General features: G+C 67.5%; 22 protein-coding genes. 18 read left to right on the top strand and 4 right to left on the bottom strand.

Annotated features, from left to right (window positions below; translation table 11 throughout):
• Positions 1 to 44 precede the first annotated feature (44 nt).
• From ABMA10_RS05585 to ABMA10_RS05540, 10 genes are all read left to right on the top strand, one after another.
• A complete protein-coding gene (locus ABMA10_RS05585) occupies positions 45 to 848 on the top strand; it encodes a 2-keto-4-pentenoate hydratase (RefSeq protein WP_414693633.1) in 804 nt (267 codons plus the stop codon).
• Entirely contained in the window at positions 833 to 1,645 is an 813-nt protein-coding gene (locus ABMA10_RS05580; RefSeq protein ID WP_347867460.1) for an HpcH/HpaI aldolase family protein, read from the top strand. The genes ABMA10_RS05585 and ABMA10_RS05580 overlap by 16 nt, the downstream gene beginning before the upstream one ends.
• Positions 1,646 to 1,704: 59 nt before the next feature.
• A complete protein-coding gene (locus ABMA10_RS05575; RefSeq protein ID WP_347867459.1) occupies positions 1,705 to 3,231 on the top strand; it encodes a fumarylacetoacetate hydrolase family protein in 1,527 nt (508 codons plus the stop codon).
• A complete protein-coding gene (locus tag ABMA10_RS05570) occupies positions 3,228 to 3,950 on the top strand; it encodes a GntR family transcriptional regulator (protein WP_347867458.1) in 723 nt (240 codons plus the stop codon). The genes ABMA10_RS05575 and ABMA10_RS05570 overlap by 4 nt, the downstream gene beginning before the upstream one ends.
• Positions 3,947 to 5,461 (top strand): 5-carboxymethyl-2-hydroxymuconate semialdehyde dehydrogenase, encoded by a 1,515-nt coding sequence (gene hpaE / locus ABMA10_RS05565; RefSeq protein WP_347867457.1) that lies wholly within the window; start codon positions 3,947 to 3,949, stop codon positions 5,459 to 5,461. Before ABMA10_RS05570 ends, hpaE begins: the two co-directional genes overlap by 4 nt.
• 47 nt (positions 5,462 to 5,508) lie before the next feature.
• Entirely contained in the window at positions 5,509 to 6,666 is a 1,158-nt protein-coding gene (gene hpaD / locus ABMA10_RS05560) for a 3,4-dihydroxyphenylacetate 2,3-dioxygenase (RefSeq protein WP_431031282.1), read from the top strand.
• Between the two features lie 52 nt (positions 6,667 to 6,718).
• Complete coding sequence (locus ABMA10_RS05555) at positions 6,719 to 7,327, top strand: GNAT family N-acetyltransferase (protein WP_347867455.1); 609 nt, start codon at positions 6,719 to 6,721, stop codon at positions 7,325 to 7,327.
• Positions 7,328 to 7,475: 148 nt separating this feature from the next.
• Positions 7,476 to 8,597, top strand: a complete 1,122-nt coding sequence (locus tag ABMA10_RS05550; RefSeq protein WP_347867454.1) for an epoxide hydrolase family protein — start codon at positions 7,476 to 7,478, stop codon at positions 8,595 to 8,597.
• Positions 8,598 to 8,697: 100 nt separating this feature from the next.
• Positions 8,698 to 8,988, top strand: coding sequence for a putative quinol monooxygenase (locus ABMA10_RS05545; RefSeq protein WP_347867453.1), 291 nt, complete (start codon positions 8,698 to 8,700; stop codon positions 8,986 to 8,988).
• Between the two features lie 21 nt (positions 8,989 to 9,009).
• Positions 9,010 to 9,447 (top strand): VOC family protein, encoded by a 438-nt coding sequence (locus tag ABMA10_RS05540; protein WP_431031281.1) that lies wholly within the window; start codon positions 9,010 to 9,012, stop codon positions 9,445 to 9,447.
• A gap of 308 nt (positions 9,448 to 9,755) precedes the next feature.
• On the opposite strand, the gene ABMA10_RS05535 is transcribed toward ABMA10_RS05540, so the two are convergent.
• Both ABMA10_RS05535 and ABMA10_RS05530 read right to left on the bottom strand, forming a co-directional pair.
• Positions 9,756 to 10,088, bottom strand: coding sequence for a hypothetical protein (locus ABMA10_RS05535; protein WP_347867451.1), 333 nt, complete (start codon positions 10,086 to 10,088; stop codon positions 9,756 to 9,758).
• On the bottom strand, positions 10,085 to 10,306 hold the full coding sequence (locus ABMA10_RS05530; protein ID WP_347867450.1) for a hypothetical protein: 222 nt from the start codon (positions 10,304 to 10,306) through the stop codon (positions 10,085 to 10,087). The genes ABMA10_RS05535 and ABMA10_RS05530 overlap by 4 nt, the downstream gene beginning before the upstream one ends.
• Before the next feature lie 212 nt (positions 10,307 to 10,518).
• On the opposite strand from ABMA10_RS05530, the gene ABMA10_RS05525 reads away from it, so the two are divergent.
• From ABMA10_RS05525 to ABMA10_RS05510, 4 genes are all read left to right on the top strand, one after another.
• Positions 10,519 to 11,613: a type I restriction endonuclease gene (locus ABMA10_RS05525; protein ID WP_347867449.1), complete on the top strand. Its 1,095-nt coding sequence runs from the start codon at positions 10,519 to 10,521 to the stop codon at positions 11,611 to 11,613.
• Between the two features lie 130 nt (positions 11,614 to 11,743).
• Positions 11,744 to 12,037 (top strand): hypothetical protein, encoded by a 294-nt coding sequence (locus ABMA10_RS05520; RefSeq protein ID WP_347867448.1) that lies wholly within the window; start codon positions 11,744 to 11,746, stop codon positions 12,035 to 12,037.
• A 125-nt stretch (positions 12,038 to 12,162) separates the two neighbouring features.
• Positions 12,163 to 12,819 (top strand): class I SAM-dependent methyltransferase, encoded by a 657-nt coding sequence (locus ABMA10_RS05515; RefSeq protein WP_347867447.1) that lies wholly within the window; start codon positions 12,163 to 12,165, stop codon positions 12,817 to 12,819.
• Between the two features lie 141 nt (positions 12,820 to 12,960).
• Positions 12,961 to 14,442, top strand: coding sequence for an FAD-dependent monooxygenase (locus ABMA10_RS05510; protein ID WP_347867557.1), 1,482 nt, complete (start codon positions 12,961 to 12,963; stop codon positions 14,440 to 14,442).
• Positions 14,443 to 14,502: 60 nt separating this feature from the next.
• Here the strand turns inward: ABMA10_RS05510 and ABMA10_RS05505 are convergent, their stop codons facing one another.
• Positions 14,503 to 15,507: an alpha/beta fold hydrolase gene (locus ABMA10_RS05505; RefSeq protein WP_347867446.1), complete on the bottom strand. Its 1,005-nt coding sequence runs from the start codon at positions 15,505 to 15,507 to the stop codon at positions 14,503 to 14,505.
• Positions 15,508 to 15,635: 128 nt separating this feature from the next.
• On the opposite strand from ABMA10_RS05505, the gene ABMA10_RS05500 reads away from it, so the two are divergent.
• Together ABMA10_RS05500 and ABMA10_RS05495 are read left to right on the top strand one after the other, a co-directional pair.
• Complete coding sequence (locus ABMA10_RS05500) at positions 15,636 to 16,883, top strand: FAD-dependent monooxygenase (protein ID WP_347867445.1); 1,248 nt, start codon at positions 15,636 to 15,638, stop codon at positions 16,881 to 16,883.
• A complete protein-coding gene (locus ABMA10_RS05495) occupies positions 16,880 to 17,647 on the top strand; it encodes a YqjF family protein (protein ID WP_347867444.1) in 768 nt (255 codons plus the stop codon). The genes ABMA10_RS05500 and ABMA10_RS05495 overlap by 4 nt, the downstream gene beginning before the upstream one ends.
• Before the next feature lie 43 nt (positions 17,648 to 17,690).
• Here ABMA10_RS05495 and ABMA10_RS05490 read toward each other — a convergent pair whose 3' ends face one another.
• On the bottom strand, positions 17,691 to 18,179 hold the full coding sequence (locus ABMA10_RS05490; protein ID WP_347867443.1) for an SRPBCC family protein: 489 nt from the start codon (positions 18,177 to 18,179) through the stop codon (positions 17,691 to 17,693).
• A 120-nt stretch (positions 18,180 to 18,299) separates the two neighbouring features.
• Here ABMA10_RS05490 and ABMA10_RS05485 point away from each other — a divergent pair, with 120 nt between their 5' ends.
• Entirely contained in the window at positions 18,300 to 18,842 is a 543-nt protein-coding gene (locus ABMA10_RS05485; protein WP_347867442.1) for a TetR/AcrR family transcriptional regulator, read from the top strand.
• Positions 18,843 to 18,922: 80 nt separating this feature from the next.
• Complete coding sequence (locus tag ABMA10_RS05480; protein ID WP_347867441.1) at positions 18,923 to 19,975, top strand: medium chain dehydrogenase/reductase family protein; 1,053 nt, start codon at positions 18,923 to 18,925, stop codon at positions 19,973 to 19,975.
• Positions 19,976 to 20,067 lie beyond the last annotated feature (92 nt).

The following is a 20,067-nucleotide window of genomic DNA, read 5'->3' as shown; positions in this document are numbered from 1 at the left end:
CATCACATCGTATACAATCAAGTCCACAGCGCAAGAGGCAGTCGATGAAGACGGGACGTGATGCGATGCAGGACCACGAACGACAGGCGATCGCCGACGAGCTGGCCGAGGCCCACGAGCAACGGAGCATCATCCCGTTGCTCACCGCCCGCCACCCTGAGATGACGATCGACGACTCCTACGCCGTCCAGGCACTGTGGGCCCAGCGCCGGAGCGCCGCCGGGCACCGCATCGTCGGTCACAAGATCGGCCTCACCTCGAAGGCGATGCAGCAGGCCACCGGCATCACCGAACCCGACTACGGCGTCATCTTCGACGACCAGGTCTTCGAGTCCGGCGCGACCCTCGACTTCGACGCCTTCTCGAACGTGCGCGTCGAGGTGGAACTCGCATTCGTCCTCGGCAAGCCACTCGACGGCCGGCACTGCACGATCTTCGACGTCCTCGACGCCACCGACTACGTCATCCCCGCGCTCGAGGTCCTCAATTCCCACATCGAGCTCACCGGCCGGACCATCGTCGACACGATCTCCGACAACGCGGCGCTCGGTGCCATGGTCCTCGGCGGCAACCCCGTCCGCCCTGACACGATCGACCCGCGCTGGGTGTCGGCGCTGCTGTACCGCAATCAGACGATCGAGGAGTCGGGCGTCGCCGGTGCCGTCCTCGGACACCCTGCGCTCGGGGTCGCCTGGCTCGCCGGCAAGCTCGCCCAGCACGGCGGCAGCCTGGCCGCCGGGGAGATCATCCTGTCCGGCTCGTTCACCAGGCCGATGTGGGTCGAGCGAGGCGACACCGTGCACGCCGAATACCAGGGACTGGGAGCCGTGACATGCCGATTCGAATGACCCTTCCGCCCACGTTCGGCGAGCGCCTGCGCACCGCCGACCGTCCGCTCGTCGGCATGTGGGTCGTCTCCGGGAGTCCGGTCGCCGCCGAGATCGCGGCCGGCAGCGGACTGGACCTCATCCTCATCGACGGTGAGCACTCGGCCAACACGCTCGAGAGCATCCAGCTGCAGCTGCAGGTTGTCGCGGCGTTCCCGGTCTGCCCCCTCGTGCGCGTGCCGTTCGGCGATGCCGTGATCATCAAGCAGGTGCTGGACCTCGGTGCACAGAACCTGATCGTGCCGATGGTCGAGTCGGCGCAACAGGCTGAGGCCCTCGTCCGTGCAATGCGGTACCCACCACAGGGGGTGCGCGGCGTCGGCAGCGCGCTCGCGCGCTCGTCCCGCTGGAACCGGGTGGACGGGTATCTCGCGGATGCGGACGACTCGGTGTCATTGACGGTGCAGATCGAGTCGGCGAACGCCGTGGAGCATGCGGAGGAGATCCTCGCCGTCGACGGTGTCGATGCGGTGTTCGTCGGTCCGGCAGACCTCTCGGCATCCCTCGGTCTCCTCGGACAGCAGGGGCACCCCGAGGTCCTCGCAGCCGTGGAGCGCGTGCTCGCGGCGGCGACGACGGCTGGAAAGCCCGCCGGCGTGAACGCGTTCGATCCGGTCGTCGCGGAGCACTACCTCGAGCACGGCGCGTCGTTCGTGCTCGTCGGTGCCGACGTCGCCCTGCTCGCGCGGGCGTCCGAGGGCCTCGCCGAGCGTTTCATCGAGCGCAGGCGGAGCCCCGGACGCTCGGACGGATACTGACCCTTCCGCAACACCGATAGATCGTATATGATTTCGTATACCGACAGCAAGGACGTGTGATGAGCAGCAACGACAGCGCAGCAGAGCTGGACGGTTCCGAGGAGCTGCCGACCGGTGACGGCAAGGTCATCGCCGTCCACCTCAACTATCCCTCGCGTGCAGCGCAGCGCGGCCGCACACCGGACCAGCCGTCCTACTTCCTGAAGCCGTGGTCCTCGGTCGCGCTGAGCGGCGAGACGATCGAGCGACCGGCCGGCGCCGAACTCCTCGCCTTCGAAGGCGAGATCGCCATCATCATCGGCGAACCCGCCCGCCGGGTCTCGGTCGAGGACGCCTGGCAACACGTCTCCGGCGTCACCGCCGCGAACGACTTCGGTCTCTACGACCTGCGCAGCGCCGACAAGGGCTCGAACCTGCGCTCCAAGGGCGGCGACGGCTACACCCCGCTGGGCCCCGCGATCATCCCGGCGGCCGACATCGACCCGACGGCACTCCGGGTCCGGACCTGGGTGAACGGCGATCTCGTCCAGGACGACACGACCGACACCCTCCTCTTCCCCTTCGCTCGGCTGATCGCCGACCTGTCGCAGCTCTCCACACTCGAGACCGGCGACATCATCCTCACCGGCACGCCTGCAGGCTCCTCGGTCGTCGGCCCCGGCGACATCGTCGAGGTCGAGGTGGATGCCCCGACCGCCCCTGGCGCACCGAGCACCGGCCGCCTCGTGACCACCGTCGTGCAAGGAGAGGTGCCCTTCAGCGACGTCGGATCGAAGCCATCGGTCGACGACCACCAACGGGTCGAGGCGTGGGGTGACGCCGAACGAGCGGGGGTGCGCCTCGACCGCCTCAGTGACCGGAGCGCGCCGCCGCTCGATCCGGCCGTCGCAGCGCAGCTCGCGCAGGTCGCTACCGCGACGCTCAGCGCCAAGCTCCGCGCACGCGGGTACACCGAGGTGTTCGTCGAGGGCGTGCACGCCTCGCGCCCCGGCACCCGCATGGTCGGCGTCGCCAGGACGCTCCGCTTCGTCGCCTACCGCCCGGACCTCTTCGCAGAGCGCGGCAACGGCTTCAACGCCCAGAAGCGGCTCTTCGACACCGTCGAGCAGGGCGAGGTCATCGTGATCGAGGCACGCGGCGAGCGCGGTACCGGAACCGTCGGCGACGTGCTCGCGCTCCGCGCCCAGCAGCGCGGCGCAGCCGGCGTCGTCACAGACGGCGGCATCCGCGACGCAGAACAGGTCGCGTCGTTCACGCTCCCGACGTTCTCGCAGGGGGCGCACCCCTCGGTCCTCGGCCGTCGTCACGTCCCGTGGGAGATCGACGTCGCCATCACCTGCGGCGGCGCGACCGTGCTGCCGGGCGATGTGATCGTCGGCGACGGCGACGGCGTCATCGCGATCCCTCGCGCGCTCGTCGCCGAGGTCGCGGCCGAGGCGGTCGTCCAGGAAGCGGAGGACGCCTGGATCGCGGAGCAGGTCGTGCAGGGAGCAGCCGTCGACGGCCTCTTCCCGATGAACGCAGCCTGGCGGGCGAGGTACGAAGCAGCACGAGCAACCGGCATCGGCAGCGAGGCCCAGCGATGAGTTCAGAGTCCAAATCCGAACGCGCCTACCGCTTCATCCGCGAAGGCATCGACGAGGGTCGGTTCGTCCCCGGGTTCCGGCTCGTCCTCGGACAGATCGCCGGCGAACTCGACATCAGCGTCGTCCCTGTCCGCGAGGCCATCCGTCGTCTGGAGGCCGAAGGTCTCGTCACCTTCGAGCGCAACGTCGGCGCGCAGGTCGCACTGCTGCAGGAGACCGAATACCTCTTCACGATGCAGACGCTCGCGCTCGTCGAGGGCGCCGCGACGTCGATGAGCGCCGCCTACCTCACCAGTGAACACCTCGATCGGGCCCGCGAGATCAACGAGCGGATGCGTCGCACCCTCGACGACTTCGACCCGCACACCTTCACGGCACTGAACCTCAAGTTCCATGCGGTGCTGTTCGAGGAGTGCCCGAACCCGCACATCCTCGACCTCGTGCACCGCGGCTGGTCCCGTCTGAACGTGCTCCGCGACTCGACGTTCAGCTTCGTGCCGGGTCGCGCCCGTGAGTCCGTCGCCGAACACTCTCAGCTCCTCGAACTCATCGAGGCCGGGGCGTCGCCGTTCGAGGTCGAGATCGCGGCGCGCGAGCACCGGACCACGACCCTCGACGCGATGCTCGCCTACCAGGCCGCCCACAAGCCGCCCACCGCACCACCCTTCTCGTCGACTTCGACAGCATCATCCACCACCCAGCGGAGGAACCACTCATGACCCAGCACGTTCCGGCAGCGTTGCCAGACCGCATCCGCCACTTCATCGACGGAGCCTTCGTCGACTCGGTGGACGGCGACACCTTCGACGTCCTCGACCCGGTGTCGAACGAGACCTATGTGCAGGCCGCGGCCGGCAAACAGGCCGACATCGACCTTGCGGTCGCGGCAGCGAAGCGTGCGTTCGACGACGGTCCTTGGCCGAGGCTCCTCCCCCGCAAGCGCAGCCGGGTGCTGCACCGCATCGCCGACGCCGTCGAGGCGCAGGATGCACGCCTCGCCGAACTGGAGAGCTTCGACACGGGACTGCCGATCACGCAGGCGCTCGGTCAGGCGAAGCGCGCGGCCGAGAACTTCCGCTTCTTCGCAGACCTGATCGTGGCGCAGCGCGACGACACCTACAAGGTGCCCGGTCGTCAGGTGAACTACGTGAACCGCAAGCCGATCGGCGTCGCCGGGCTCATCACACCCTGGAACACGCCGTTCATGCTCGAGAGCTGGAAGCTTGCGCCCGCGCTCGCGACCGGCAACACCGTCGTGCTGAAACCGGCCGAGTTCACGCCGTTGTCCGCGAGCCTGTGGGCGGAGATCTTCCGCACCGCCGGCGTGCCGGACGGCGTCTTCAACCTCGTGAACGGCCTCGGCGAGGAGGCGGGCGACGCACTCGTCAAGCACCCCGACGTGCCCCTCATCTCCTTCACCGGCGAGAGCAGCACCGGCCAGCTGATCTTCGCGAACGCCGCCCCCTTCCTCAAGGGTCTGTCGATGGAGCTCGGCGGCAAATCGCCCGCCGTCGTCTTCGCCGATGCGGACCTCGAGGACGCCATCGACGCGACCGTGTTCGGTGTCTTCTCGCTGAACGGCGAACGCTGCACCGCCGGGAGCCGCATCCTCGTCGAGCGCAGCATCTACGACGATTTCGTCGAGCGCTATGCGGAGCGTGCGCGCAACATCGTCGTCGGCCACCCGAACGACCCGGCGACCGAGGTTGGCGCGCTGGTGCATCCGGAGCACTACGAGAAGGTCATGGGCTATGTCGAGATCGGCAAGGGCGAGGGGCGACTCGTCGCAGGCGGCGGTCGGCCGGAGGGCTTCCCGACCGGCAACTACGTCGCACCGACGGTCTTCGCAGATGTGTCTCCCGACGCCCGGATCTTCCAGGAGGAGATCTTCGGGCCCGTCGTCGCCATCACCCCGTTCGACTCCGACGAGGAGGCGCTCGCGTTGGCGAACAACACGAAGTACGGGCTCGCGGCATATATCTGGACGAACAACCTGAAGCGTGCGCACACGTTCTCGCAGAACGTGCAGGCGGGCATGGTGTGGCTGAACTCGAACAACGTCCGCGATCTGCGGACCCCGTTCGGTGGCGTCAAGGCGTCCGGCCTCGGCCATGAGGGCGGCTACCGCTCGATCGACTTCTACACCGACCAGCAGGCCGTCCACATCACGCTGAACCAGGCGCATTCGCCGCGATTCGGCACCGGCGGACAGCTGTCGGCCGCGCACTGAAACACGCACTCCCCCTACCCACCCGACATCACGCAAGGACGCAGACCATGTCGAACCCCAACACCTCTTCGCCCATCCTGTCCGCGGCTTCGGCCGAGCCCGTCGTGACCACGACCGACCCGATCCCGGCACCCGGGAACCGGATCCCGACCCCCGCCGCGGCGCCGCCTGACATCCTCCGCTGCGCGTACATGGAGATCGTCGTCACCGACCTCGCTGCGAGCCGGAAGTTCTACGTGGACGTGCTCGACCTCGTCGTCACCGAGGAGGACGAGAACACCGTCTACCTGCGGAGCTTCGAGGAGTTCATCCACCACAACCTGGTGCTGCGTCAGGGGCCGGTGGCTGCCGTCGCAGCGTTCAGCTACCGCGTGCGGAGCCCCGAGGACCTCGATCGTGCGGTCGCGTTCTACACCGAGCTCGGCTGCCGGGTCGAGCGTCGTGCCGAAGGGTATGTGAAGGGCATCGGCGACTCCGTGCGCGTCGAGGACCCGCTGGGCTTCCCCTACGAGTTCTTCTACGACGTCGAGCACGTCGAGCGTCTGGCGTGGCGCTACAACCTGTACACGCCCGGTGCTCTCGTGCGGCTCGACCACTTCAACCAGGTGACCCCCGATGTGCCCCGTGCCGTCGCTTACATGGAGGATCTGGGGTTCCGCGTGACCGAGGACATCCAGGACGAGGCGGGCACCACGTATGCCGCGTGGATGCGGCGCAAGCCGACCGTGCACGACACGGCGATGACGGGTGGCGACGGGCCGCGCATGCACCACGTCGCGTTCGCGACGCATGAGAAGCACAACATCATCGCCATCTGCGACAAGCTGGGCGCGCTGCGGATGTCGGACGTCATCGAGCGCGGACCCGGCCGCCATGGGGTGTCCAACGCGTTCTACCTCTACATCCGTGACCCCGACGGTCACCGCATCGAGGTCTACACGCAGGACTACTACACGGGCGACCCCGACAACCCGGTGGTCACGTGGGACGTCCACGACAACCAGCGCCGTGATTGGTGGGGCAACGCCGTCGTCCCCAGCTGGTACACCGACGCATCGCTCGTCCTCGACCTCGACGGCAATCCGAAGCCGGTCGTCTCCCGCACCGACGACTCCGAACTCGAGGTCACCATCGGGGCTGACGGCTTCTCCTACACCCGCAAGGGCGACGAGGCACAGGGCTTCAAACTCGGCAACACCCTGTAGCGCGCCGCTGGCACGAGGCGGATCGGCGACGACCCGCACCTCTGCTGGCCGCATGACGAGTCCTGTGGTGCACACCACCTTCGATGGTGGTGCGCCGGAGCCGGTGTGGCGAGACGTCGCGGAACTGTTCGTCGAGTCGTTCACTGCAGCCCCGTACTTCGAGGACGCGGCGGAGCTCGGGACGATCGCGCAGTGGGGTCCGGAGCACCTCCGTCAGGGCGCGGGGCGCCTCGTCGCCGCACGGCGCGACGAGCGCCTCGTCGGTTTTGCGCTCGCACACGGCCTGGTCGGCGACGCCGCTTGGCAGGGCATCCTGTCCCAGCTGACGGACAGCACCGACGCCTCATCGGCTCTCGACCGACCCGAGAACGCCCTCGTCGTGCACGAGCTTGCTGTTCGGGAGTCAGAACGCGGCCGCGGCATCGCTGGTTCATGCCTTGCAGCACTGCTGCAGGACAGGCCGGAACCTCGAACCTTCATCGGCGTCTACGAGCGGGCGACGGCGGCCGCAGCAATGTACCGCCACTGGCAGCTGACGGAGATCGGCCAGGTCCCGATGCCAGGTGATGCGGTCGCCCTCCATGTCCTGACGGCGCCGACCGCCCGACTGGCATCGCACCTTGCACGCTCAGCCTCAGTCTTGCGTCGCGAACCTGCCTAGCTCCCCGCCCCTCCCGCCCACCCCGCCCCGCCCGCTCACCCCGCTCACCCCGCTCACCGAGCTTGTCGAGGTGCATCCCGAGCCCCGATGTCACACCTGAGCAGTAGCCTGCGAGAGCCCCCGAATTACACCGATCGGAAACGAACCCATGGACGACCGCTCCGTCATCGAGGTCAGCGATGACGAACGCAACGACCTTCGGCGCCGGCTCCACGACACGCGCTGGCCCGAGCCGTGGCCGTTGACGAGTTGGGAGGCGGGCACCGATCAGCAGGAGCTGCGGCGCCTCGTCACCTACTGGGCAGACGAGTTCGACTGGTCGGCTCAGCAGCGGGTCATCAGCGCACTGCCCTGGCACACTGCCGACATCGGTGGCACGGCCCTCCGGTACCTCCGATTCGACGCAGAAGCGCGAGGCGGAATCCCCATCGTCCTCACGAACGGCTGGCCGAGCAGCGCACTCGAGCTGATCGACGTCGCTCGGCGCTTGTCGAACCCGTCCCGCTTCGGAGGCGATGCGGCGAGCGCCGTGACCGTCATCGTGCCTGCGCTGCCCGGGCTGCCGTTCTCGCCCCAACGGCCGACGTTCGAGGAGCAGACGCACGAGCTGTGGCACACCCTCATGACCGAGCGTCTGGGCTTCACCCGCTATGCCGCGCACGGCGGCGACCTCGGCGCCGGCATCACGTCACGGCTCGCACAAGCCCATCCTGAGGCCGTCGCGGGCATCCATCTGCTGGCCGTGGCGGCTCCACGTGAGTTCGACGAGACGACGCTCACCGATGAGGAACGGGCACACCTCGTCCGGGTGGAGGCATGGGTGGCTTCCGAGGGCGCCTACCAACATCAGCAGCAGACCCGCCCGCTCACACTCGCCCCGGCTCTGTCCGATTCTCCAGCCGGGCTCCTGTCGTGGATCCTCGAGAAACACCGGGCCTGGAGTGACTGCGACGGGGTCGTCTCCTCGCGCTTCAGCGACGAGTACCTCGCCACGCTTGCTTCCGTGTACTGGTTCACGAACACCATCGGGACGTCCTTCCGGCCCTACTACGAGTACGCGGCCGGGTTCACGACGCGTGTCGATCGCGTCACTGTGCCGACGGCGGTCGCGCTCTTCCCGCACGACCTCGCGAGCCCACCACGCAGCTGGGCCGAGCGCAGCTACGACGTGCGCCGGTTCACAACCATGCCGCGCGGCGGCCACTTCGCTCCGCACGAGGAACCCGAGCTGCTCGCAGACGACATCCGCGAGTTCCTGCAGACACTGTGACACCGCTCGCAGACCTGGCGTGTACTCGCGCACGGCGGCAGGGCACTCCCTCACCAGGTAGTTCACTCGCGTCCTCGCCACCGCCTCCTACGCTGGGCTGATGACCAACGTGCACCTCACCGGACGACTCATCTGCCGAGACACCACACAGGCCGCGATCGTCGGGAGACACCTGCCGCCGCATGTGGAGCTGACGCTCGCGGAATCGGGATGTCTCTCGTTCGCCGTCACGGCGACGACCGACCCGCTCGTGTGGGATGTCGAGGAGTGGTTCACCGACGAGACGACGTTCGCGGCGCACCAGGCACGTGTCGCGGCGAGTGAGTGGGGTCGGGCGACGGCCGGCATCGAAAGAAGCTACTCGGTCGAAGCCGGCACCTACCGACAGTGACCTGCTGAGTAGCATGCAGGCATGGACATCAAACTTGAGAACGTCGGCATCGCGGTTCGTGACATCGAGGCGACGATCGCCTTCTTCACCGATCTCGGCCTGACCGTCGTCGGCCGCGACAAGGTGAGCGGCGACTGGGCCGACACGGCTGTCGGTCTCGACGGCAACCACGCGAAGATCGCGATGCTGCAGACGCCCGACGGCAACGGTCGCCTGGAGCTCTTCGAGTACATCCACCCCGCCGCGATCGAGACCGAGCAGACCCGACCCAACGAGATCGGCATGCACCGCGTCGCCTTCTCCGTCGACGACATCGATGCGGCCCTCGAGGTCGTCGCGAAGCACGGATACGCGCCCCTCCGCGGAGTCGCGAACTACCAGGACGTCTACAAGCTCACCTATGTCAGCGGCCCGAGCGGCATCATCGTGATGCTCGCCCAAGACCTGACGAAGAAGTAGCCCGGCGGGACGGACCGGCCGGATCATCGTTAGCGCGCTCGGCTATCCGGTAACTCGGCGGACTCCGTGCACTCTTCCGCGAGTGCTCTCGACCTGTCGCGAACGGCTATGCGGAGCATCAGCACCGCGAGCACACATGCAGCGAGTGCCAGAGCGAGCCGCAGCACATCGACGATCTCGGCCAGGCCACCATGCCGGACGAGCCAGACCACTGCTAGAACCAGTTGCGCAACAGCGAGGAGCAGCACAACCGCCCACAAGACGAGGAGGACGGTCCTGCGCCGCAGAGTCATGTTGGCAGCCTACGCTCAGGCGTCACGTTCCGCGGGGAACGGTCGTTGGTATATCCACACGAAGAAACCGAGCAGCACGAGCAGCCCGATCCCGGCGAGGACAGCCGCCGAACCAACAACAACTCCGGCCCAGAGAAGCCCGATGCCGAGGATGATATTGCCGAGGGAGCACAGGCCCATAACGAGAGCCAAGGCGAGGTTGACCCGCGGCTGAGCTACGAGTGATAGCTGCGTGTCAGCGACCCAACGCGGTTGTCCAGCACGGATCATCGAGAAGACCACAGCCCGAATGCGTACAAGGCCTGCACCGACGACAAGCGCCACGGTCGCCCCAACGCCGATGTTCACGGCGGGTCCGTTTCGGCCGCAAGGTCGACCTCTCGCTGTGCCCGCCGCTCACGCCACAGCATCCCTACTGGCAGGGCTGAGGTCAACACCGCGAGGCCCAATATGATCCAGAATGCTGGAGACTTGTCGAACGGCACCGCGATCGATATCGCAGCAATCGCGACGACGAACGCGAGCCGAAGAGACGCGGCACGCAACTTCGACCCCAGATCACTCATCTCCGGAATGCTAGTCGACGCTCTCTCTGCACACAGGGCCTTGCTCTTTCGCCGACAGTCCATGCGTCCAGCGCATACGTCGTCGACCTCAGTTCACCTCCTGGGCCGATCACCGCGATGGTCCCTTCTCAGTTGTCCGCCGGAGGCCGTACTCACAGATGGCATTCGCGCATCCTCTAGAGTCAGAGGTAGTCGTCAAACAGGGGGAAACAATGGAGTTCGAAGAACGTCTCGCGTCACTTGCGCTGAAGGTCAAGAATCAGCGCGACGCGATCCAAACCGAGGAAGCAACGAAGAACGCATTCATCATGCCGTTCATCTCGACAATCCTTGGGTGCGACGTGTTCAACCCCCTCGAGGTCGTTCCGGAATTCACGGCGGACGTCGGTGTGAAGAAGGGCGAGAAGATCGACTACGCGATCATGCGCGACGGGGAGGTGCAGATTCTCATCGAGTGCAAGAAGTCAACGGAGCCGCTTCGCATCGAGCATGCGTCGCAGCTCTTCCGCTACTTCGCGGTTACGAACGCTCGCATTGCGGTTTTGACGAATGGCGAGAGCTACCACTTCTACACCGACCTTGACGCTCCCAACCGCATGGATGAGAAGCCGTTCCTCGTGCTGGACCTCTCAGACATCGACGAGACCCTCCTGCCGGAACTGCGAAAGCTCACGAAGGATGTTTTCGACCTCGATTCTGTGATCAATGCCGCGGAGGAGCTGAAATACGTTGGTCAGCTCAAGCGCGCTATTGCTACCCAATTTCGGGAGCCTTCAGACGACTGGATCCGATTCGTCACCACCCGCGTGTACGAAGGTTCGTACACGCAGAAGGTACGCGAGCAGTTCACTCCCCTTGTAGCGAAAGCTACAAAACAGTTCCTCAACGAGCAGGTAAACGACCGTCTCAAGAAGGCCCTTGGGTCCTCTAGTTACCTTTCCGTTCCGGCCGCATCGGCAGATGCCGTCAACAGCGAGCCGGTCGTTGAGGCCGATCTCGACCGGGATACGGAAACAGAAACGACGCTGGAAGAACTCGAGGGCTACCAGATCGTCAAGGCGATTGCTTGCAGCGAAGTGAAGCCAGAGCGAGTCGTGCATCGTGATGCGAAATCGTACTTCGCGGTCTTACTCGACGACAACAACCGAAAGCCGATTGCACGCCTTCACTTCAACGGCAAGAAGCAAAAATACCTCGGTATCTTCGATGCAGAGAAGAACGAGACGAAGCATCCGATCGACTCGCTCGACGGTATCTATGCGCACGCCGAGGCGATCCGCTCGTCCGTGAAGACTCACGCCGGCTGACCCGCTCCCGCGTGTTTCATCGGGGAGGCATGCGCACCTCCGCGCCGCACCTACGGGTGCGGTTGATCGTCGACGCTACGTTCGTCCTCATGGCCGAGTAGCCCGGCGGCACCTTCCGTAGGGTGGAGCTATGAACAGTCGAGTGCTCAGGCGATTGCTCCTCGGTGGATCGGTCGCGGTCGTCATCACGGGAGTCATCGTGCTCGCCGTCGCCGCGTCGCAACCGCTCTCGTTCGGCTGGTTCGCCAGCTCGCCACTGTCGGGAACGACCTTCACCTCCGGAGACGTACACATCGTCTCGACGGCCACTGTGACCGGCCTCACGATCCTTATCGTCGGCGTGATCGGATTGGCGTTCCTCACCGGGTGGTCTGTCGGCCGGCGATCGCTTCCGCTCCCGTCCGACGATCCACCGGTGGGCTGACCGCTCCGGACGCAGCGCCTCCCCCGAGCGAGGGAGATGCGCGATGACTGTCGGACCACTCTTCTGGTGAGGTTCTGGGACACTGTTGCGATGTGCCTTTCACCTGCCCCTGATGCCGGAGCGCGATGATCGAGCACGACGCTGCTGCGGCTGCCCGCTCCGCCTACGCACATCGCGCCGCTGAGTACGCTGAGCTGCTCGGCACCATGGATTCGGTCCACCCGTCCGACGTGCAGCTCGTGTCCGCCTGGGCGGATCACGTCGACGGCCCGATCATCGACGCTGGGTGCGGCCCCGGCCACTGGACCGAGTATCTGGCGAGTCGTGGCCACCAGGTGCGCGGCGTCGATCTCGTGCCTGAATTCATCGCGCATGCCCGGAAGAACCACCCGGGGCTCGCCTTCGACGCTGGGAACCTCGACAGTCTTGACGCTGAGGCCGACAGCGTGGGAGGCGTCCTCGCCTGGTATTCGCTCATCCACCACCACCCCACGACCATCGCGACCACGCTTGCGGAGTTCGCCCGAGTCCTGGCTCCCGGCGGTGACATCCTCCTCGGGTTCTTCGTGGGATCGGTCGTCGACCCGTTCGATCACGCGGTGGTGACCGCATACCGGTGGCCCGTCGAAGAACTGGAGGCGGCGGTGGAGCACGCGGGGTTCACCGTCATCGAGACACACACCAGGACCACTCGGAACCAGCGGCCACACGGGGCGATTGTCGCGCGCCTCACGCCCGCCCGTTCGGCGCTCCCCACCTCGGCGCTGGGGCGTCAAGCCTGATCAGACACCGGACACACGAACGGCAAGGAGAACATCGTCTCCCTGCCACTTCCAGAGTATGCCCGGGGTGGGGGCTTGCCGCAAGACCCCGTGCAGCGTCCAGACTGGTCAGCCGCGGCGCTCTCGGCCGCCAGGACAGGGGTGCATGTGGACGACTACGACGTGATCATCAGTGGCGGTGGCCCGACCGGGATGATGCTGGCCGCCGAACTGCGTCTGCACCGGGTGAGCGTGCTCGTGTTGGAGCGGGACTCCGAACCGAGCCAGGCGGTCAGGTCGCTCGGCCTGCATCCGCGCAGCATCGAGATCCTCGACCAACGCGGACTCCTCGAACGCTTCCTCGAACACGGGACACAGTACCCGGGCGCCTCGGGACACTTCGCCGGCCTGGTCGCGCCCGCTCCGGTGCACCTCGACACCGCACACGACTACCTCCTCGGCATCCCCCAGCCAATCACCGACCGACTGCTGACCGAACACGCGTTGGAAGTCGGCACCGAGCTGCGCCGAGGGAGCGAACTGGTCGCATTCGGGCAGGACGAGGACGGCGTCATGGTCGACCTCGCTGACGGCTCACGACTCCGCGCACGCTGGCTGATCGGCTGCGACGGCGGCCGCAGCCTCGTGCGCAAGCTGGCGGGAATCGCCTTCCCGGGCGAGCCGGCCACCACCGAATGGATCCTCGGCGAGGTGCAGGCGGCGATGGACGCCGCGGAGATCGCCTCGATCTCCGACCGGGTCCGGCAGACGCACCGCGGATTCGGCATCGGTCCGGCAGCCGACGGCCTGTTCCGCGCCGTCGTCCCCGCAGCTGCCGTGGCCGAGGATCGCACCGTCGCACCCACGCTCGATGAGTTCCGCACCCGACTGCGCGACGTCGCCGGCACGGACTTCGGCGTCCACTCACCGCGGTCGCTCTCCCGCTTCAGCGACGCGACCCGGCTCGCCGAGCAGTATCGCGTCGGTCGGGTGTTCCTCGTGGGCGACGCCGCCCACGTGCATCCACCGCTCGGTGGACAAGGGTTGAACCTGGGGATGCAGGACGCGTTCAACCTCGGTTGGAAACTCGCCGCACAGATCAGCGGGTGGGCGCCCGACGGGCTCCTCGACACCTACGTCACCGAGCGGCACCCGGTCGCCGACGACGTGCTGACGAGCACCCGTGCGCAGAGCGTCCTCATCTCCCCCGAGCCGGGCGCGCAGGCCGTCCGCCGACTCCTCACCGAGCTGATGCGGTTCCCGGACGTGAGCCGGTTCCTCGCCGAGCGGGTGACGTCGACCGGCATCCGCTACGACGTCGCCGACACCGACAGCGGTGACACCGACAGCACCCGGCCGGAGCTCCTCGGCCGACGCCTACCCGACCTCCAGCTGTCGCACGGTCGGCTGTACGAGCACCTGCACGCTGGCCGGGGACTCCTCCTCGACCAGCGCGGCACGCTTTCGGTCAACGGCTGGACTGACCGCGTCGATCACCTCGTCGAACAGGCCACCGGCCTGGAGACGTCAGCAGTCCTGCTGCGTCCCGACGGGCACGTCGTCTGGACCGGCGACGACGAGGACGAGCTGCGCGCGCACCTGGGGAGCTGGTTCGGATCGGCCGTCACCGACGGGAACCCCTGACACGAGCCGAGCGGATCCTCGTCCACTGAGCTGCTGCGCGACGGCGCGCCTCGGCTGCGCTCAGCGGTGAGCGCCGCCCGCTCCATCGTGATCGATCGAGGCGATCGCCTCGGCCGCCTGAGACTTGCCGGCCTCCACACGGTCGTCGTCGTCGGTGATGATGCCGATAGTCTCTTCGATCCGGCCCTTCACGGCCTCGGCGATCGCTTCCGGCTGAGGTCTGTCGGGCTCCTGGTCGTCGCTCGCTGCCGGGTGGTCTTCCAGCACGCGCAGGGTGTCGTCGTCGCCGTCTGCGATCGTGCGCCGGGCGTGGTCGACGCAGAGCTTCGCGACCTCTTCCGCGTGGGCGTACATCACGGAGTGCGCGGCACCCGGGATCTCCCAGAGGCGCGACGACGGAAGCAGCTCTCCGACGCGCTCGACCCACTCGCGCGGGGCGACGGCGTCATACTCTCCGCGGATCACGAGCGTGTGTGCTTGGATCTTCGGCAGCGCCTCCTCGATCGGGTACCTCAGCATCTCCGGGAGGATGCGCGAGAACCACTTGAAGCCGCAGAAGACGTATGAGCTGATGGCCAGGATCTTGACGGTGAGCGGCTCATGCCAACTCGACTGCAGGAACCGGACCGCCTGCGTGGGAATCCGACGTTGACCAGGCACGACGACGGGGCCGATGAGCACCATCGTCGTGAGTTCCGGGCGTCGGGACACGAGGTCGCTGACGACCTGGCTGCCCATGGAGTGGCCGACGATGATGGGGTCCGTCAGGTCCATCTCGTCGATGACCTTGCCGACGAGGTCGGCGTACTGGCGGATGGACAGGGTGGAGTTCGGGTGGGGAACGCCACCGAAGCCCGGGAGGTCGAGCGCGTGGACCGGCCCGAACTCGTTCAGGTGCGGCGCGAGTCGCTCGAAGTAGGTGGACGACACACCGATCCCCGGTACGAGGATGAACGGACGTTCGCCCTCGGTACCGACGGAGTTGACACGGACGTACATGTCTCCGTCGGAGACGCGATCGACCCGCACCCTGCGACGGCGGCGTTTCCGTTCGATCCTCGTCATGACCCCAGCGTACAAGCGGTGCGCGGTGGCAGGCGGGACGATGTCAAGCGTGCGCCGTCCCGGTGAGGAGTTGCGAGGATGGGAGGAACCGGACCGCCGTCCGGCTCGCAGCGAAAGGTCGCACCCGTATGACCACTCCTCAGGGCTCCCCTCCCCGCGTTCTGATCTCCGGCGCCAGTATCGCCGGCCCCGCTCTCGCCTTCTGGCTGAACCGCTACGGCTGGGACACGACCGTGGTCGAACGGGCCGCCGCGCTCCGCGACGGCGGGCAGAACATCGACATCCGTGGTGCCGCTCGCGAGGTGCTGCGCCGCGCGGGCCTCGAGGACGCGGCGCGGGAGGCGACGACCGGCGAGCTCGGCACCCGCTTCGTCGGCGACGCCGGTGAGACGATCGCGGAGTTCCCCGTCACCGACTCCGACACGGACGGCGCGACGGCCGAGGTCGAGATCCTCCGGGGTGACCTCGCTCGCATCTTCGTCGACCGCACGGAGAGCTCGACCGACTACCGCTACGGCGACCGCATCACGGTGCTCGAAGACGACGGCGCGCGGGTGCGGGTGTCGTTCGAGCACGCCGACGAGGAGGACTTCGACCTCGTCATCGCGGCAGACGGCATCCGGTCCACGACCCGCGACCTCGCGTTCGGGCACGAGGCGGTCGTCCGATCGCTCGGCCTCGAGATGACGTACCTGACCATTCCGCGCGATGACTCGGACGTGCCGTGGTGGCTGTGGTACTCGGGCGTCGGCGGCCGGAGCATCACCCTGCGACCCGACCGCCACGGGACCACACGCGCCGTCCTCACCGAGGTCACGAAGGACCGCGGCGACGGCGTCGTTTCGGAGCGGCGCGACGCGGAGGCGCAGCGACGGCATCTGCACGCGCGCTTCGCCGACCTCCCGTGGCAGGCGACGCGCATCCTCGACGCGATGGACAACGTCGACGACATCTACTACGAGTCCATCGGGCAGGTGCGGTCGCCGCGTTGGGCGTCCGGCCGGGTTGCGCTTCTCGGCGACGCGGCGTGGTGCGCGTCACCCGTGAGCGGCATGGGGACGAGCCTGTCGATCGTCGGCGCCTACGTGCTCGCCGGCGAGTTGGCCTCGCACGTCCACCACCGCGACGCCTTCCTCGGCTACGAGCGCATCATGCGTCCGTATGTCGAGCAGGCGCAGTCGTTGCCACCCGGAACCCCGCAGCTCGCCAACCCGACCTCGCGGGCAGGTGTCGGTGTCTTCCGGACCGTCTTGCGTGCAGCGGCGTCGAAGCCCGCCAAGAAGCTGGGGGCGCAGCTGTTCTCTCCGCCAGCCGACAGGATCCGACTGCCCGAGTACGAGCACCTGGCTCCCCATTCCGGCGCTGCTCGACGATGACCGCCTTCACGGATCCGCCGCGTCTCGCCGACATCTCCCGGACGGCGCCGGCGCTGCGCGGCATGGTCGTCGCCGCGCAGGAGTGGCGGCAGCTGGCCTTCCTCCACTGGCGTGTCCCATCGAGCGTCGTCGCGCCGCTCCTGCCGCCGGGTGTCGTCCCCGATGTGTTCGACGGCTCCACCTGGGTGGGCCTCATCGCGTTCCAGTTGGGCGATGCGCGAGTCGGGCCCTTCCCGCCGTCTCCGATCGGCGGGTCCTTCACCGAGGTGAACGTCCGCCTGTACGGCGTCGACGAGCAGGGCAGGCGCGGCGTCGTGTTCCGGTCGCTGGAGGCGTCGAGTCTCCCGGCCGTCCTCGCCGCTCGTGGCATGTTCAGCCTCCCCTACATGTGGGCGCAGACCGCGCAGCGACCGACCGCGGACGGGTGGGAGTACGCCTCCCGTCGCATCACTGCGTCGCCGACCACGCACGGACCAGGGTTCCGGCTCCGCGTCGCCGTCGACGAGATGCGGGTCGTCGACGACGAGCTGTCGCGGTTCCTCACCGCCAGATGGGGACTCTTCCAAAGCCGTTTCGGCCGCACGCAGTGGCTGCCGAACGAGCACGAGCCGTGGGTGCTGCATCCAGCCAGCGTCGTGTCGCTGCGTGACGGGCTGTGCACCGCCGCAGGTTTGCCCCGCATCGTCGATCGCCCGCCGGACTCGGTCCTGTTCAGCCCCGGGGTCACCGCGAAGTTCGGTCGGGGTTCGTTCATCGCACGCTGAGTCCGCCCGGTCCGGCCGAGCACGAGCTGCCGCTCCGCGGTGACTACAGGTGGGCCGGGCCGACCGAGGCGAGCACGACAGCGTCCTCGCACCCTCGAGCGAAGCCCCGGATCCGCCGATCGATGTCGCGCTGCAGGACGATCGCCCCGATGCGTTCCGCGATCGGTGCGAGCCACTTCGGTTTGCAGGTGAAGTTGTACCGCCAGACGGCGAGCGTGCTGCCCTCGTCTCCGTCGACCGCGCTGAACCGCCACCCCCCGGCCAGTCGTTCGAAGAACCACGAGCCCTTCGTCATCTTCATCCCGACGTTCGAGGGTGGGTTGTAGGAGACGTACTCACTCTCCATCCGGAACCCGAAGCGCTGCACGGTGTAGGTGCGCACGCCCTTGGCAGCGACCTGCGCACCGTCCAGGAAGTACTGCCGCCGGATGAACGGGTCCCAGCGCATCCGGATGTCGCCGGTGGTCTGCGACACCGCGAACGCGGTCTCGGGGGCGACTGGTACGACACAGCGGGATTCGACGACGGGCATGCTCCATGATGGCGTCCGGCGCGCCGCACGGGTGCCATTCCCGGCGGTTGTCGACCATATCCGAGGCGCCAGCCGACGTGGTGGTTGACGATTCGCGCTTGTTAGTGTTCAATCAGTCACATGAGGTCGACGGCAGAGGAACAGCGCGTGCGCATCGTCTCGAGCGCTGTCGAGGTGTTCGCGATCGCGGGCTACCGCGCGACACCGGTCACCGATGTCGCGAAGGCTGCGAAGATCTCCCCCGCCTATGTCTTCCGTCTCTTCGACGGCAAACTCGGGCTCTTCACCGCCGCAGTCGAGGACTGCTACCAGCAGGTCGCCTCCGCCATGTCGGGGGCGGTGGACGATCACCCCGAGTGGTCCCCCACCGACAAGCTCGACGCGATAACCCAGGCCTACATCGAGCTCATCCGCGACCGGAGTCTCATCGCACTGCAGGTCCACGCCCAGAGCGCCTGCGACGTCCCGGAGATCCAGACCGCCGTGCGCGACGGCATCGCACTCGTGGTCCGCGTGATGTCGCGTGATTCCGGCGCAGACGACGCGTCCGTTCAGCGGAGCCTCGCTTACGGACAGCTCTGCCACCTCGTCGTGCAGGCGGGCCTCGGCGATGTCGACGCGGCTTGGGCCCGCATCGTCGACCACGGCATCAGGCACGATTGACCCTCGGCCCGACGACAGCGGGCCTTCTTTCACCCACAGATGTGACTGTTCAGTCACACACAACCAGAATGGAATACGACATGAGCACCACATCCGCACCGAACGTCCCCGCACAGACCACGCGCATCGTGCTGCCCGGCCTCGTCGAACCATCCGGACTCCGGGTCACCACGGCGCCGGTCGCCACGCCGGGCACGGGCCAGCTCCTCGTGCAGATGGAGGCGACCGGCGTCTCCTTCGCCGAACAGTCGATGCGCAAGGGCCGGTACTTCGGCCAGCCCGCGTTCCCCTTCACTCCCGGCTACGACCTCGTCGGCGTCGTGCTCGCGGTCGGTGCGGGCGGCGACGAGTCACTCATCGGCCAGCGCGTCGCGACGATCACGAAGACCGGCGGCTGGACGGGACACGCGGTCGTCGAGGCGCGCGACAGCGTCGTCGTCCCACGCGCCGTCAGCTCGGAAGACGCGGAGACCGTCGTCGTGAACGGCGTCACCGCCTGGCAGATGCTGCACCGCTCGGCCCGGGTCCAGCACGGACAGACCGTCCTGCTGTTCGGCGCGAACGGTGGTGTCGGCGGCATCCTCATCCAGCTGGCGAGGCTGCACGGCGTCCGCGTCATCGGGGCCGCCTCGCCCCGGCATCACGAAGCGCTGCGAGCGGCCGGCGTCATCCCCGTCGACTACGCGGACCCCGAGCTCGCCGCCCGCGTACGCGAACTCGCACCGGACGGCGTGGACGCCGTCTTCGACAACGTCGGTGGCGAGATGACGCGTACGGCGTTCACACTGCTCGCGCGCGGCGGGAAGCTCGTCACCTACTCCATCATCACGGCGGTGAGCGGCGACGACCCACTCGTCGCACCGTTCATGAAGGCCATCGGTCAGGCGATGCTCTGGACGGCACTGCCGAACGGTCGAAGCGCCACCTTCTACGACCTCTGGGCAGGGCACCGCTTCCGCCCCGCGCGCTTCCGCCGCCACCTGGAGGCCGACCTCGGCGAGGTCTTCCGTCTGCTCGAGCGTGGTGACGTCACCGCGAACATCGCAGCCCGGTTCCCGCTCACGGACATCGTGGCCGCGATGGAACTCGCCGAGTCGCGCACCCTCAACGGCAAGGTGATCCTCCACCCGTGAGGGGTCACCCGTTCGCCCCGAATGGTCGTTGGACGGCAGACGCGACGACCATTCAGGGCGAAGCGGCGGACTCTCGCGACACCCTTCTCGAC

The organism is Plantibacter sp. RU18 (assembly GCF_050613355.1).
Classification (GTDB): Bacteria; Actinomycetota; Actinomycetes; order Actinomycetales; family Microbacteriaceae; genus Plantibacter.
This window is presented reverse-complemented; position numbering and strand designations above follow the sequence as displayed.

Coding starts and splice junctions, on each gene's coding strand:
- ABMA10_RS05585 (WP_414693633.1), top strand. CDS start 45: ATGAAGACGGGACGTGATGCGATGCAGGACCACGAACGACAGGCGATC.
- ABMA10_RS05580 (WP_347867460.1), top strand. CDS start 833: ATGCCGATTCGAATGACCCTTCCGCCCACGTTCGGCGAGCGCCTGCGC.
- ABMA10_RS05575 (WP_347867459.1), top strand. CDS start 1,705: ATGAGCAGCAACGACAGCGCAGCAGAGCTGGACGGTTCCGAGGAGCTG.
- ABMA10_RS05570 (WP_347867458.1), top strand. CDS start 3,228: ATGAGTTCAGAGTCCAAATCCGAACGCGCCTACCGCTTCATCCGCGAA.
- hpaE (WP_347867457.1), top strand. CDS start 3,947: ATGACCCAGCACGTTCCGGCAGCGTTGCCAGACCGCATCCGCCACTTC.
- hpaD (WP_431031282.1), top strand. CDS start 5,509: ATGTCGAACCCCAACACCTCTTCGCCCATCCTGTCCGCGGCTTCGGCC.
- ABMA10_RS05555 (WP_347867455.1), top strand. CDS start 6,719: ATGACGAGTCCTGTGGTGCACACCACCTTCGATGGTGGTGCGCCGGAG.
- ABMA10_RS05550 (WP_347867454.1), top strand. CDS start 7,476: ATGGACGACCGCTCCGTCATCGAGGTCAGCGATGACGAACGCAACGAC.
- ABMA10_RS05545 (WP_347867453.1), top strand. CDS start 8,698: ATGACCAACGTGCACCTCACCGGACGACTCATCTGCCGAGACACCACA.
- ABMA10_RS05540 (WP_431031281.1), top strand. CDS start 9,010: ATGGACATCAAACTTGAGAACGTCGGCATCGCGGTTCGTGACATCGAG.
- ABMA10_RS05530 (WP_347867450.1), bottom strand. CDS start 10,306: ATGAGTGATCTGGGGTCGAAGTTGCGTGCCGCGTCTCTTCGGCTCGCG.
- ABMA10_RS05525 (WP_347867449.1), top strand. CDS start 10,519: ATGGAGTTCGAAGAACGTCTCGCGTCACTTGCGCTGAAGGTCAAGAAT.
- ABMA10_RS05520 (WP_347867448.1), top strand. CDS start 11,744: ATGAACAGTCGAGTGCTCAGGCGATTGCTCCTCGGTGGATCGGTCGCG.
- ABMA10_RS05515 (WP_347867447.1), top strand. CDS start 12,163: ATGATCGAGCACGACGCTGCTGCGGCTGCCCGCTCCGCCTACGCACAT.
- ABMA10_RS05505 (WP_347867446.1), bottom strand. CDS start 15,507: ATGACGAGGATCGAACGGAAACGCCGCCGTCGCAGGGTGCGGGTCGAT.
- ABMA10_RS05500 (WP_347867445.1), top strand. CDS start 15,636: ATGACCACTCCTCAGGGCTCCCCTCCCCGCGTTCTGATCTCCGGCGCC.
- ABMA10_RS05495 (WP_347867444.1), top strand. CDS start 16,880: ATGACCGCCTTCACGGATCCGCCGCGTCTCGCCGACATCTCCCGGACG.
- ABMA10_RS05490 (WP_347867443.1), bottom strand. CDS start 18,179: ATGCCCGTCGTCGAATCCCGCTGTGTCGTACCAGTCGCCCCCGAGACC.
- ABMA10_RS05485 (WP_347867442.1), top strand. CDS start 18,300: ATGAGGTCGACGGCAGAGGAACAGCGCGTGCGCATCGTCTCGAGCGCT.
- ABMA10_RS05480 (WP_347867441.1), top strand. CDS start 18,923: ATGAGCACCACATCCGCACCGAACGTCCCCGCACAGACCACGCGCATC.